A 12,401-nucleotide genomic window follows, 5' to 3' on the forward strand; every position below is an offset into this window, starting at 1 on the left:
AGTTCGTACAGGTCTGTAGTTGGCCAGTCTGAGCGTCCCCGTTGGACAGCACTTTCGCGTCTCAGCGCCGGGGATGGCCCCGCCGGTAGAGTCGCTCCGAGGAGAGCGCTGATCTGGGGGACTCATGACGGCAGCGGATGCACCGCCCATCGTCTTGGTACACGGGACGCGGTTCAGCGCGGGACAGTGGAGCCCGCAGCTCACCGCACTTCAAGAGGACTTCCCGGTAGCCGCCGTTGACCTACCAGGCCACGGCGCCCGCTCTGCTCAACCATGGAGCCTGAACGCGGCGACGGAGATCATCGCTTCCGCGGTGGACTCGCTCGACCGCGGGCCGGCTCTGGTCGTCGGGCACTCGCTCGGCGGATACGCCTCACTGGAGTTCGCGCGGCGCTGCCCGGAGCAGCTGCGCGGGCTGGTCCTTGCGGGGGCCAGCGCCTCAACTTGTGGCCCGTGGGCAACGCCGTATCGGTGGGTCGCCGGGCTCGTCCCTCGTATGCCGGCGGATCGGTTGGCCCGGTGGAACGACCGGTTGCTGCGCCGGCTCTATCCTCCCGAGGTGGTGGAGGCGACCATCCGCTCTGGCTACGCCTTCCACAGTCTGCCGGCCGCCTGGGGCGAGGTGCTGGGCCGCTTCGACGCGGGTGCGATGCGTCATGTGGCGGCTCCCGTGCTCATCCTGAACGGCGAGAAGGACACCGTCTTCCGGTCCGGCGAGATGGACTTCGTCCGCGCGCATCCGCACGCCCGCGTCGAGTTGATCCCGCGGGCAGGACATCTCGCGAACTTTGACGATCCGGATGCTTTCACCGAAGCCGTCCGCCGCTTCGCCCGGCATCTACCTGTTCGCAGCTGAGCGCGCCAGAGTCAGGTCCACCAGGGCTGCCCGAGCGCAGTGGGACCGCGAACGCGCAGGCTGGCCACATCGCGTGCTCACTGGCCAACGGTGGTGTTCAGGTTTCTGGCCAGCGGGGGTGTGTGGGTTCCAGGCCGAGGAGGTGGAGCTGGATGCCTCGGGTGATGGCGATGACGGGTGGGTCGGTGGCGCTGCCGACCCGTAGCCGCAGGTCGGACAGGTGGTAGAGGATCATTCGGCCGGTGGGCCGCACTTTCTGGCTGCCCGGATACAGCCCCTGCATCTTCTGCTCGCCTCCCAGTGCTCTGCGGACCTGGCGTTCGATGAGGCAGAACAGCAGCAGGGCCAGGCAGATCACGGTGATCAGTGCGGCGACGCGTTTGTTGTCCTGCACGAAGATGGGGGTGACGGCCAGCGGGCCCTTGAAGTCGCCGTATCGGCGCTCGACCGTGCCCTGGCCTTTGTGGCGGCGTAGTACTTCGCTGGGATCGGCCTGTTCGGGGGTGAGGGTGGTCAGCAGCGCGTACCAGCCGTCGACGGCAGCCTCGGCCTGGAGCACGTCCTGGTCGAAGTGCCAGGACAGGGCGGGCCGTCCGGTTTCGTCCGTGGTGATCTGCGTGCACAGGCAGCCGGAGACCCGGCGGGTGCGGGTGATCACACCGAGGCGTGCGGCGATCTTCTCGGCGGTGTTGTAGTAGCGGCCGCCGGCCGAGTGCTGGAGCTTGTCGAGGTCCTCGCGGGCCTTGGCCAGGCGTTTCTCGCGGGCCCGCTGCTGGCCTTTGGCGTTGCCGGTGGAGTGCACCAGGATCCGGCGTACCTCGAGCGGGGGATCGTTCTTGCGGGGCCCGGTCAGCAGGTGGATGTCTTCCAGGACCCGGTAGATCTCGCGTTCTGCGGCGGGGGTGTCCTCGTCGCGGGCCGGGGTGTAGTCCACGACGGTGGCCGCATCGAGGCCAAGGGCGGCGTAGACGGCGTCGTCGACCTTGGAAGCGGGGGCCGGGGCGATGAAATCGGTCCCGGCCTTGATCAGGGCAGCCACGTTGCCGTAGGAGATCAGCTTGGAGTCGGCGATCAGCAAGAACTCCTTCGGTCCGGCCATCGCGCGCAGAGCGTTCATGGTGCCGGTGATCTGGGAGATCTCCGCGGCTCCGCCGTCGATGACGCGGGACAGCAGCGGGATGCCGCCGTCGCCGGTCACCGCCAGGCCGGTCTGGATCTGCTTGAGGTCGTAGCGGCGGTCCTTGGGATGGCCGTGCTTGATGCGGGGATACTCCTCGTCCTGATCGTCGGCCGGGTAGGCACCATAGAGCGACATGGATGTCATGTCCCAGTGGAACGTGGACACATCGATGCCGAACTCGCCAATCGCCCGGGCCCCGACGCTGTCGGTGAGCTCCCTCAGGTGCGGGGCGATGGCGTCCAGGGCCCGGCCCAGACGGTCGTCGTTGAGCAGCTCCGCCTCCATCCCGAAGACTTCCTCCACGGCCCACTCCCGGGCCCAGCGATCCACCCGCCACAAGGGCGCGGGCGCGGTCAGCCGGTTGGCCACCAGCACCTCGATGACCTGGCCGTGTGTCACATGGGCGATGTCGCGGCCCGGGCACAGCCGGTCGACGGTCCCGGCCACATCAAGCCGGCGCAGAAACTCGGCAGCGACAGGCAGAGCGCCCAGACGCTTTTCCACCACGGCGCTGACCACACATTCCATGCGCGGGCGCACCGTCCGTAACCGCGGGGACCGAGAAGACTTCGTCACACCCCGGTCAACACGACGACCCCCCGACCGGACACGGCCAGGCAGCAACTCCACCCGACTCAGCCACCCGCGAAGTACGGCCCTAGTCGCCGAGGATCCGTTCCCACAGCAGCCCGTCCTGCCAACTCCCGTCAAGGAGGATCGAGGAGTGGGCGACGCCGTACGGGCTGAACCCGTTGCGGCGCAGCACCCGTTGGGACGGCAGGTTCTCCAGATGGGTGGACGCCTGGGCGCGGTGCAATCCGAGTTCGTCCGTCATCACCCGCAGTACGAGTTCGACGGCGCGCCCGGCGTGCCCTTGGTTCTGGGCGGTACTGGCGATCCAGTACCCGACGGAGCCGCGGCGCAGGTGCGGCTGCGGCAGGATGCCTCCGACGGAGACCTGCCCGATCACCTGGTCGTCGGCGAGCACCACGCCCGGCCAGACCGCGCCGGTCCGGTATCCGGCCAGTAGGCGGTCGATCCGCTCCGCCTGGCCCTCCGGGGTGAAGAAGTCGGCCGGCTGGTCCGGTTCCCACGGCCGGAACGCCTCGACGTCCCGCACCCGGTGCGCGGCTATCGGGGTGGCGTCGGTGGGTTCGATCAGGCGGATCCTGGTGCTGCCGGGCATGGGCTGATCCTCGTCGTGGTGCGTCGGATGAGACGGCCGGCGTATGCGAGGGTGCCCGCGCCGCCGCTCGCTACGCCCGCCGGAGGATCGAGGCGATCGCGCAGCTCGCGTTTCCCTCGCGTCGTGGGCGCCCGTTGCCGTTGCCGCCCCCGCGGATTCCCCGCCGGCTGCGGCTTCCGCTCCGCTCAGCGGCGGGCGTGCCGGCCTTGCCCGGGCGAATGCGTCGAGCGGGTGGACTGCGCGGTGTTCGTGGCCTGTTCGGACGGTTCGGCGCCTTCGGACGGCGCCGGCTGCCGGCTCGCAGCGTCGTGAGCGTCGGCCCGCCCGCGGTCGGCGGCCACCAGCAAGGGATGCGGTGCCCTCTCCCGCAGCCGGGTCATCGCGGGGGTCGCGAGGCGGCCCAGCGCCCGGCTGGTGAGGTAGGCGATGGGCAGGGCGAGCAGCGCGGACCCGAGGACGTCGTGGGGGTAGTGGGCGCCGACGTAGACCCGGGTGAAGCCCTCAAGTACCGCGAAGAGCGCGGCGATCGCGCTGAGTCGACGGTCCAGCAGGAAGAGCGCGGCCACGGACGCGGCGGCCACCGTGGTGTGGCCGCTGGGGAACGCGTAGTCGTTGGGCACGGGACAGGTCTCGACGATGAAGGCGTGCGGGAGCGAGCGGCACGGCCGCTGCTCGGCCACGATCTTCTTGACCACCTCCGCGCAGGCGAAGGCCACGCCGACGCTGATCGGCACGGCCAGCGCCAGCGTCATCGCGGCGCCGTCCCGCCGCCGGGCCCGCCACCAGCCCACGACCATGAGGACCGCGAAGACCCCCAGCTGGACGTTGGTCCACCATTCGACGAACCCGTTGAGCCACCGGGTGTCACGGGCCAGGTCCGTGATCGTGGTGAACAGAGGTCCGTCGATGTGCGACCCGTTGAAGGCCAACGTTGCGGAGCCTGTGATCATCAGCACCGTCTTTCGGAACCGGCTCGGACCGTGTCCGTTCCTGGCCGGTCGTCGCCGTGGAGGCAGATTGTCTACTGGAATGTAGACGATGAACTCCAGAAGGCCAATTCAACGAACTGTGGCCATCTATCGGGTAAACCGTCAGCGTACACGGTGCCCGTGGCGGGGGAGTGCGCGGCCTCCATGCGGCCGGGCGCGGCGGAGGGACAGACGGACGGGCCGGCCCGGCCCGGCGCACGGTGTGCTGTCGGTGCTCACGACGCGGCCACGGCGGACCGGGGCGGGGAGCTGCCTGCGGGGCGGGTGAGGATCGCGGCGAGCTGGTCGGTCATCTCGGGCAGCAGCCGGTAGTACACCCACGTCCCGCGCCGCTCGGAGTCGATCAGCCCGGCCTGCTTCAGCAGTTTCAGGTGGTGGGAGATCGTCGGCTGCGACAGGTCGAAGGCCGGGGTGAGGTCGCAGACGCACACCTCCCCGCCCGCGCGCGAGGCGATCATCGACAGCAGCCGCAGCCGGACCGGGTCGCCCAGCGCCCTGAACACCTTCGCCAGCGCCGCGGCCCGCTCCTCGTCCAACGGGGCGGTGAGCAGTCCCACGCAGCATCCGTCGACGCCATCCGGGCCGAGGGCCGCAATCTCTTGCTTCGACATACTTCTATGTTGACGTTCTTCGATTCAAAGTGCAAGGTTGAATCGACAGACGTCAATGCAACCTGATCGGGGAGACCGTCATGTCTCGTATCCAGCTCGCGCTCAACGTCGCCGACCTCGAAGCGTCGGTCGCCTTCTACTCCAAGCTCTTCGGTGTCGAGCCCGCCAAGCGCCGCCCTGGCTACGCGAACTTCGCCATCGCCACCCCGCCGCTCAAGCTCGTCCTCATCGAGGGCGAGCCGGGCCGGAGCACCCGCCTGGACCACCTCGGCGTCGAGGTCGAAAGCATCGACGAGGTCACCGCGGCCGCCACCCGCCTCAAGGACGCCGGCTTGGCCACCTTCGAGGAGAACGACACATCCTGCTGCTACGCGCTCCAGGACAAGGTGTGGGTCCACGGCCCCGGAGAGGAGCCCTGGGAGGTCTACGTCGTCAAGGCCGACGCCGACCAGATGGGCAAGAGCCCCGTTCTGGACGGCGACGCCTGCTGCGCCGGGTAGGGCGGGGGCGCCGGCCGTCACGTAGGAGTCCAGGCGGCGTGATACGCCGTCACCCCACCCGCGCAACGCATCCGTCCCCGCCCTGGGCGGGTGCCAACGGAACCGAGGAAGCCCGCCGCGACCCCGGCCGGCGCCGGCGACAGGCCGCCGGTACGGGCGACGATCCCCCGGCCGGCGCCGGCGCATCGGGCGGGCCGGGGGCGGTCCCGGGAGCAGTCCCGGGACCCACGGCGCGCGGGGCGCCGTCGCAGGGCGGCAGCCGGATCAGGCGGTCACTCCCGCCCTTCCGTCCGGCACGGACACCTGCGCGGGGACGTGGACCGGGACCTGGACCGGGCGGCCTTCGGCCAGGGAGCGGGTGGCGGCATCGGCGACGGCGAGGGCGGCACGGGCGTCCTGGGCGGTGCAGGGGCTGGGGCGGATGCCGGCCACCACCTCGGTGAAGGCGCTGAGTTCGGCGCGATACGCATCCAGGAAGCGGTCCATGAAGCTCGCGTGGGGAGTTCCGGTCGGCCAGGCCGCTCCCTCGCCCGAGGCAAGCGGGGTCTGCTCCGTCAGTCCCGCGACCAGGGTCCCCTTCGAGCCGCAGACCTCCAGGCGTACGTCGTAGCCGGCGCCGTTGTAGCGGGTGGCGGTGCAGGTGGCCAGGGTGCCGTCGTCGAGGGTGAGGACGCTGACGCCGGTGTCGACGTCGCCGGCGGCCGCGAAGAAGTCCTCGCCGCGGTTGGCGCCGGTGGCGTAGACCTCGGTGACCTCGCGGCCGGTGACCCAGCGGACGATGTCGTAGTCGTGCACGGAGCAGTCACGGAAGATGCCACCCGAACCCGGGATGTAGCCGGGGTGGGGCGGTGTCGGGTCGGAGGTGCAGGCCCGCAGGGTGTGCGTCCAGCCGAGGCGTCCGTCGGCGACGGCCTCGCGAAGCGCCTGGTAGCCGACGTCGAAACGGCGCTGGAAGCCGATGTGCAGGGGGACGTCGGAGCCTTCCAGGGCGGACAGGACCGCGTCGGTCTCCTCCAGCGTGCCGGCGACCGGCTTCTCGCAGAAGGCCGGCAGCCCCGCGCGATTGGCGGCGAGGATCAGTTCGGCGTGGATGCCGGTGGGCGCGGCGATGACGACGCCGTCGAGGCGGGAGGCCCCGAGCAGCGTGTCGAGGTCGCCGGCGTACTCCGCTCCCACCTGTGTCGCCACGGCGCGGGCGGAGTCCTTGTCGGCGTCGTGCACGACGAGACCGGTGACGGCCGGCAGCCCGGCGAGCGTCGCGGCGTGGAAGGCGCCGATGCGGCCCGTGCCGATGAGTCCTATGCGCATGTACGGAGCCTTTCGTGGACGGTACAGGGGACCTGAGCTGGGCCTGAGCGGCCCACCTGCTTTCTACCCTTGGATGAGCCACAGATCAAGAGTTTGTTATGACATAAGAACGTTCTGTGTTTGAGTGGAATGAGGCATACTAGCGAGGTCGGCAGCAGCGTGCGGAGGGTGACGTGGAGACGTTCGCGAAGAAGATCACCATCGACCGGAGCAGCCCGGTACCCCTTTACTTCCAGTTCGCCCAGCAACTGCAGAGCCTCATCGAGTCCGGCGAGTTGCCGCCCGGCACCAGGCTGAGCAACGAGATCGCCATGGCCGACCAGTTCGGGCTGTCCCGCCCGACGATGCGTCAGGCCATGCAACACCTCGTCGACAAGGGGCTGTTGGCCCGCAAGCGCGGGGTGGGCACCCAGGTCGTCGCCAACCGCATAAGGCGGCACGTCGAGTTCAGCAGCCTCTACGAGGACCTGGAGCGCGACAAGCGCCGGCCGCGTACCCAGGTGCTGTCCATCGAGACCATCCCGGCCGACGCGGAGATCGCCGCCGCGCTGCGCGTGGACGAGGGGGTGCCCGTGGTGGCGCTCCAGCGCCTGCGGTTCGCCGACGACCAGCCGATCGCGCTCATGAGCAACCATCTGCCGGCCGGCCTGATCGAGTTGACCGAAGAGGCGCTGGCCGGGTCGGGCCTCTACCAGCTGATGCGCGAGTCCGGAGTCGGGCTGACCTCCGCGGAGCAGACCATCGGCGCCCGCCGGGCCACGGCCGCCGAGGTGCGGCTCCTGGAGGAGACCCGGGGCGCCACGCTGCTGACCTTGACCCGCACCGCCTTCGACGGTTCGGGCAAGCCGGTCGAATACGGCTCCCACGTCTACCGGGCCTCGCGCTACTCGTTCGAGATGACGGTCGCCGCGCCCTGAGCGGGCGGGCGTACCGCCGTCGCGTGCCGGGTGCCGGGTGCCGGAAGCCGGGCACCCGGGAGTTGTGTTGCCGTGCGGACCGTGCGAGGCGGCGGACCGTGCGAGGCGGCGGTCCGGCCCGGTGCGGTTCAGCTTCGTTTTCAACCCCACCGGGATCATGTCTTGGTGGGGCTGAAGACCAAGTTCAGTGCCCCCGTTTGAGGAGCGCGTCGGACAGGTCGGCGGCGGCGCCGTTCAGGCGCAGGCCGATCACGTCGAGGCGGCGCAGCAACTCGCGGCGGCTGAGGGTGCCGGCGCCCAACTCCCGGCGGAACAGGGCGGCGACGGAGGTCTGGTACTCCCGCCGCACCCGGCCCGCGGCCTTTCGGGCCGCCATGGCGCCCTCCTGCGCCCGGGACGGGCTGGTCGGCAACGCGGTGACCGCCTCGCGCAGGGCGACGAGGCCCTCGCGTACCGCTTCCAGGGCGGGCAGGTCGGTCGGATCGCCGGTCATGCCGAACAGGTCGGTCTCACGGACGAGGTCCCGCACGTTGTCGAGCACGTCGTCGACCGAGCGCGAGAAGCGGTAGAGGTCCTCGCGGTCGATGGGCGTGGTCAGCGTCGTCGCCAACTCGGCCACCAGCGCGGCTCGGCGGCTGTCGCCCTCGTGCTCCACGTCGCCCATGCGCGCGCGTGCGTCGTCCGGCGCGATACGTCCGGCAGCGAGGTCCGCGGCAAGGTCGACGCCCTTCACCGTCGCGTCCAGTTGCTGGTTGAGCAGGTCGATCGTTCTGCGGTGCGAGCGTCCGGTGAGGTCGCCGAGAATGCGGCGCACGGTTGCGGTCACCATGCGGCGACCCCCTTGAGGATCAGGCCGGCCAGTGAGCCGGCGGCGAAACTGGCCGGCAGCGTCACCAGCCAGGCGGTCAGCAGCGGGACGGTGAACTGCCAGCGCACGCGCCGGCCGCCCTCGCTGGCGCCGGTGCCGACCAGCCCGCCGGCCACCGACTGGGTCATGCTGACCGGCATGCCCATGCCCGCCGTGGACAGCACCGCCGCGGACGAGGCGAGTTCGGCGGACATCACCTGCCAGGGACGCGTGGTGAGCAGACGGCCGGCGGCGCCGCGTGCGACACGGCGGGCGCCCAGGAGCGCGCCGGCGGCGAACACCACCGCGACCATCACGTCGCCCGCCGCCCACGGGCGGGGCATGAGCGCGTCGCCGGCGAAGGCGACGGCGACCACGGCGAACATCTTCTGCCCGTCGTTGGCGGCGTAGGCCAGGCACTGCGTGCCGTACGCCGCCAGTTGCAGCCAGCGCACCAGGCGAGGCATGCCGCGGACCGCCGGCACCCTGCGTACGGCGCGGCCGATCAGCCAGCCGGCCGCCACACCGACCAGCGGTGCCGCGAGGCCGACGGCCAGCACGGCGCCGAGCCGGCCCCAGGCCGGCTGCACCCCGAGCACCACGCCGGCGCCGGCCAGCCCGCCGAGCGCGGCGAGCGTGAGCGAGGTGGCAACACCCTGCCAGGTCAGCACCAGTACGACGGCGACCGCCGCGCCGGCGCCGGCCAGGAACACCAGGCGCGCGGTGTCCGGCGAGCCCTGGGCCAGCCGCCCGGTGAAGGTTCGGGCGACCGCCAGTCCGAACAGGTTCGGCCCCACGCCCACGGCCACCACCAGCAGCGCCAGTATGAGGCCCGCCGATCGGCCGCGGTGGCGTACCGCGAGCGCGAGGAGCGCGCCGCCGTCGTTGGCGCCGCTGATGAAGACGAAGGCGATGGCGGTGACGCACAGGGCAACGGTGACCGTCAAAGGAGCAGTGGCCTTTCGCTCAAGGAGCCGTTCGCAGCGGAGCCGTTCACCCGCGGGCGGCGGGGGTGTTGGCGGCACGCGCCGCCCGCGGGAGAACGGGCGCTACGGGCGGCGCGCGCCTGGACATGACGCGGAGGTGGGCATCGGGCGCGGGTCGACCCGCCACACCGGGGCCGGGGTTCAGCGCACCCCGGCCGCCCGCATCACGTCGGACAGGTCGACGATCTTGTAGTTCGTGTCGGTGCGGTCGCCGTCGTCGGCGGCGCCGGGAGCCGGTGCGTTGTAGCCGTCCTGGACGACGAACACGCCGTGCGGGAAGGCCGAGCCGAGCGGCCGGCTGAGTGCGGCGATGCCGTCGGTCTCCTCCGTGCCGTCGACCGCGGTGCCCGCGGCCACCCGGAAGGCGCCGGTCCAGCGGTCGCCGTGGGAGGTGTCGTAGACGGAGTAGGTGTAGTCGCCCTGGCTGGAGGCGATCAGGTACTGGTGGCCCGACGGAGCGTGGAAGAGCGTCAGCCCCTCCGTGTCGGCGGTCAGGTGGCTGCCGCCGTAGCCCGGGTCCGCGCCGGCGACGCACTCGTCGGCGGCCGGGTCGTAGACCGCGGGGACGCCGAACTGCTTGGTGCGGTCGACCAGTTGGGGTGCGCCGGTGAGGTTCGCGGAGATCTTCCAGATGCCGATGTCCTCCTGGCCGATGTAGAGGGTGCCGCTCGCCGCGTCCACCACCAGCCCCTCGGCCTGCGGCCCGGCGCCCGGGTCCTCGCAGGGGCTCCAGGTACCGCCGGGGGTGCGGAAGCTGCTCGGCAGGGTCAGGCCGCGCACCTTGTGGTAGGTCACGGTGCCGGTTGAGGTGAGGGTGACCTCGAACAGCCCGACCTCGGCGGTGTGCCGGCGGGTTGCCAGGACGTACGACCGGCCGGTGCGCGGGTCGTGCCACGCGGCGGTGCCGTACGCGGTGAACTGGTCGTCCACATCGGTCGCGGCGAAGGCGCGCGGTACGGCCGCGTCGGTCACGTCGCTCAGCGGCGCGGCGGGGTTCGAGTCGTCGATCCGGTAGAAGCGGATGCGGTCGCGGCCGCGGTCGGTGACCACGGCGACGTCGGAGCGGCGGCCGTCGGGGAAGCGCAGGTCCGGCAGTAGATCGACGTTGTTGAAGCGGCTCGGAGCCGCGCCGTCCGCGGTCGTGGCGGGCGCGGGCAGGGACTGGACCGGGTGGCCGTCGAGGCCGTACACGTCCAGGCCGCCCTCCTTGGCGGTGCCGAGCACCAGACTCGATCCGGGGTGGGCGGAGTTGTACCAGACGGCGGGGTCGTCGGCGTTGGAGTTGTGGCCGGCGTCGTCGTCGAACAGCGGTGTCGTCTCTGCCTTGGCGTGGACGGGCGGGACGCTGGTGTTGCCGGGCAGTGGTGCGGTGGCGGCGGTCGCCGAGGCGGCGGTCAACCCCGTGACGAGCACGGCGAGACCGGCGGCCAGACGGGTGCGGCTGCGCATGTTTTCTCCCTGACAGGAGTGGATGGGTTACCCGAAGGTGTTGTGGACCTTACATAAGAATGTATGGACAAAGGAAGGGTGCGGACGAAGGCCGCGAGCGGCGGCCGTGTGAACGGCAGATGGCCGGCGGGCAACGTGTTCACCAAGAGGGCGTTACCGATTGGTTTCCTCAGAATGTCTTGACATATTGCCGTGGCGCGGTCAAAGCTGTCGCCCATCAGGTCGCCGAGCCGCTCTCATGGCCTCGGACCACGCCAAACGAGCCCGGTTGTCTCCGGGACACTGCGGGAGGTCAGGCAATGCCACGCCACATCCCCGGGGACCGCCCCCGAACCACCGTCCGCCGGCGGTACATCACGGCCGCGCTGCTCGCCGGCGCGCTCTGCGGCATCGCCGCGTGCGCGCCGTCGACCGGTGGTACCACCAACTCGGGCACCAAGTCGGGCGACGAACCCGGCGCCACGCCGGTCATCGACTCCGGCTTCGACCTGAACCAGTTGATCGCCGCCGCGAAGAAGGAAGGCGGCATCACCGTCTACGACAGCACCGGCGACATCACCAAGACGGCCGCGGCCTTCACCGCCAAGTACGGCATCAAGGCCACCGGCGTGAAGAGCAAGGTCGGCGACACCCTGGAGAAGATGACCAGGGAGAACCAGGCCGGCAACGTCACCATCGACGCCACCTTCTACGAGGACGGCCCCTCGCTGGTCGGCCAGTTGCTGTCCCAGAAGGTGGTCTACACCTGGATACCCGGCAGCCTCGCGCAGGACATTCCCGCCGCCAGCCAGAACCCGCTGCAGGTGCTGTCCAAGGGCAACATGTGGGTCTACAACCCGAAGCTCTCCCCGAAGGGCTGCCCCGTCAAGAACATCTGGGACCTGGCCGATCCCGCCTGGAAGGGCAAGGTCGCCATGCAGGACCCGCTGAGCAAGCCCAACATCGTCGAGTTCTTCAACCAGCTCAAGTCCGGCGGCGACACCCCGCTGCGCGAGGCGTACAAGGCGAAGTACGGCAAGGACCTGCCGGCCGGCGACTCCGCGGCCGACACCTGGGTCAAGGGCCTGGCCAAGAACAGTCCCATCCTCACCTCCTCCGACGACGACGCGGCGGCCGCCGTCGCCTCGCCGAACCAGACGAAGCAGCGCGTCGCCCTGGTGTCCAACGCCAAGTTCCGCGACGTGGCGGACAAGGGCTTCGCGATGCGGGTCTGCACCGGCATGCAGCCCTGGGCCGGCTACCAGTACCCCAAGTACGCGGCGATCGCCACGAAGACCAAGCACCCGAACACGGCCAAGTTGTTCGTGTACTTCATGCTCACCCAGACCGGCGTCGACACCCAGATGGACACCGGCGGCATCCCCGGCAACACCAAGCTCAAGCCCGGTGCCTTCATGCCGGCCGGTCTGACCGACTGGAACAAGCAGCTCTTCGTCTTCGACCCGGCCAAGCTCAGCAACGACTTCAGCAATCTGCAGACGATGCAGGACCTCTGGCGCCTCAACCACGGCTGACCATCTGCCGGCCCGGTCCGCCGCGACCGGGCCGGCCCGATCACGGACACGTTACGGA

Annotated in this window: 12 protein-coding genes; 4 read left to right on the forward strand and 8 right to left on the reverse strand. The window is 70.6% G+C overall.

All coding sequences use genetic code 11. The features are described 5' to 3' along the window. Positions 1 to 124: 124 nt before the first annotated feature. Positions 125 to 856, forward strand: a complete 732-nt coding sequence (locus tag AC13HU_RS18820; protein ID WP_483043056.1) for an alpha/beta fold hydrolase — start codon at positions 125 to 127, stop codon at positions 854 to 856. A gap of 97 nt (positions 857 to 953) precedes the next feature. On the opposite strand, the gene AC13HU_RS18825 is transcribed toward AC13HU_RS18820, so the two are convergent. From AC13HU_RS18825 to AC13HU_RS18840, 4 genes are all read right to left on the reverse strand, one after another. Continuing rightward, complete coding sequence (locus AC13HU_RS18825; RefSeq protein ID WP_483043057.1) at positions 954 to 2,564, reverse strand: IS1634 family transposase; 1,611 nt, start codon at positions 2,562 to 2,564, stop codon at positions 954 to 956. Between the two features lie 130 nt (positions 2,565 to 2,694). After that, complete coding sequence (locus tag AC13HU_RS18830) at positions 2,695 to 3,222, reverse strand: GNAT family N-acetyltransferase (protein WP_483043058.1); 528 nt, start codon at positions 3,220 to 3,222, stop codon at positions 2,695 to 2,697. A 185-nt stretch (positions 3,223 to 3,407) separates the two neighbouring features. Further along, positions 3,408 to 4,172: a phosphatase PAP2 family protein gene (locus AC13HU_RS18835; RefSeq protein ID WP_483043059.1), complete on the reverse strand. Its 765-nt coding sequence runs from the start codon at positions 4,170 to 4,172 to the stop codon at positions 3,408 to 3,410. Positions 4,173 to 4,426: 254 nt separating this feature from the next. Then, complete coding sequence (locus AC13HU_RS18840) at positions 4,427 to 4,822, reverse strand: ArsR/SmtB family transcription factor (protein WP_483043060.1); 396 nt, start codon at positions 4,820 to 4,822, stop codon at positions 4,427 to 4,429. Positions 4,823 to 4,902: 80 nt separating this feature from the next. Here AC13HU_RS18840 and AC13HU_RS18845 point away from each other — a divergent pair, with 80 nt between their 5' ends. Continuing rightward, positions 4,903 to 5,322: an ArsI/CadI family heavy metal resistance metalloenzyme gene (locus AC13HU_RS18845; protein ID WP_483043061.1), complete on the forward strand. Its 420-nt coding sequence runs from the start codon at positions 4,903 to 4,905 to the stop codon at positions 5,320 to 5,322. A 264-nt stretch (positions 5,323 to 5,586) separates the two neighbouring features. Here AC13HU_RS18845 and AC13HU_RS18850 read toward each other — a convergent pair whose 3' ends face one another. After that, positions 5,587 to 6,630, reverse strand: a complete 1,044-nt coding sequence (locus tag AC13HU_RS18850; protein ID WP_483043062.1) for a Gfo/Idh/MocA family protein — start codon at positions 6,628 to 6,630, stop codon at positions 5,587 to 5,589. Between the two features lie 173 nt (positions 6,631 to 6,803). Here AC13HU_RS18850 and AC13HU_RS18855 point away from each other — a divergent pair, with 173 nt between their 5' ends. Next, a complete protein-coding gene (locus tag AC13HU_RS18855; protein ID WP_483043063.1) occupies positions 6,804 to 7,547 on the forward strand; it encodes a GntR family transcriptional regulator in 744 nt (247 codons plus the stop codon). A 184-nt stretch (positions 7,548 to 7,731) separates the two neighbouring features. Here AC13HU_RS18855 and AC13HU_RS18860 read toward each other — a convergent pair whose 3' ends face one another. The 3 genes from AC13HU_RS18860 to AC13HU_RS18870 form a co-directional block, all read right to left on the reverse strand. Continuing rightward, positions 7,732 to 8,376: a DUF47 domain-containing protein gene (locus tag AC13HU_RS18860; RefSeq protein WP_483043064.1), complete on the reverse strand. Its 645-nt coding sequence runs from the start codon at positions 8,374 to 8,376 to the stop codon at positions 7,732 to 7,734. Next, positions 8,370 to 9,341, reverse strand: coding sequence for an inorganic phosphate transporter (locus AC13HU_RS18865; RefSeq protein ID WP_483043065.1), 972 nt, complete (start codon positions 9,339 to 9,341; stop codon positions 8,370 to 8,372). The genes AC13HU_RS18860 and AC13HU_RS18865 overlap by 7 nt, the downstream gene beginning before the upstream one ends. A 180-nt stretch (positions 9,342 to 9,521) precedes the next feature. Next, entirely contained in the window at positions 9,522 to 10,829 is a 1,308-nt protein-coding gene (locus AC13HU_RS18870; protein ID WP_483043066.1) for a phytase, read from the reverse strand. A 299-nt stretch (positions 10,830 to 11,128) separates the two neighbouring features. Between AC13HU_RS18870 and AC13HU_RS18875 the strand changes: the two genes are divergently transcribed. Then, positions 11,129 to 12,343, forward strand: a complete 1,215-nt coding sequence (locus tag AC13HU_RS18875; RefSeq protein WP_483043067.1) for an ABC transporter substrate-binding protein — start codon at positions 11,129 to 11,131, stop codon at positions 12,341 to 12,343. The last annotated feature ends 58 nt before the right edge of the window (positions 12,344 to 12,401 follow it).

Source organism: Streptomyces sp. NH27 (assembly GCF_056859195.1).

Bases quoted from the DNA above. Each gene is read 5' to 3' on its own strand.
- AC13HU_RS18820 (WP_483043056.1), top strand. From the start codon at position 125: ATGACGGCAGCGGATGCACCGCCCATCGTCTTGGTACACGGGACGCGG.
- AC13HU_RS18825 (WP_483043057.1), bottom strand. From the start codon at position 2,564: ATGGAATGTGTGGTCAGCGCCGTGGTGGAAAAGCGTCTGGGCGCTCTG.
- AC13HU_RS18830 (WP_483043058.1), bottom strand. From the start codon at position 3,222: ATGCCCGGCAGCACCAGGATCCGCCTGATCGAACCCACCGACGCCACC.
- AC13HU_RS18835 (WP_483043059.1), bottom strand. From the start codon at position 4,172: ATGATCACAGGCTCCGCAACGTTGGCCTTCAACGGGTCGCACATCGAC.
- AC13HU_RS18840 (WP_483043060.1), bottom strand. From the start codon at position 4,822: ATGTCGAAGCAAGAGATTGCGGCCCTCGGCCCGGATGGCGTCGACGGA.
- AC13HU_RS18845 (WP_483043061.1), top strand. From the start codon at position 4,903: ATGTCTCGTATCCAGCTCGCGCTCAACGTCGCCGACCTCGAAGCGTCG.
- AC13HU_RS18850 (WP_483043062.1), bottom strand. From the start codon at position 6,630: ATGCGCATAGGACTCATCGGCACGGGCCGCATCGGCGCCTTCCACGCC.
- AC13HU_RS18860 (WP_483043064.1), bottom strand. From the start codon at position 8,376: ATGGTGACCGCAACCGTGCGCCGCATTCTCGGCGACCTCACCGGACGC.
- AC13HU_RS18870 (WP_483043066.1), bottom strand. From the start codon at position 10,829: ATGCGCAGCCGCACCCGTCTGGCCGCCGGTCTCGCCGTGCTCGTCACG.
- AC13HU_RS18875 (WP_483043067.1), top strand. From the start codon at position 11,129: ATGCCACGCCACATCCCCGGGGACCGCCCCCGAACCACCGTCCGCCGG.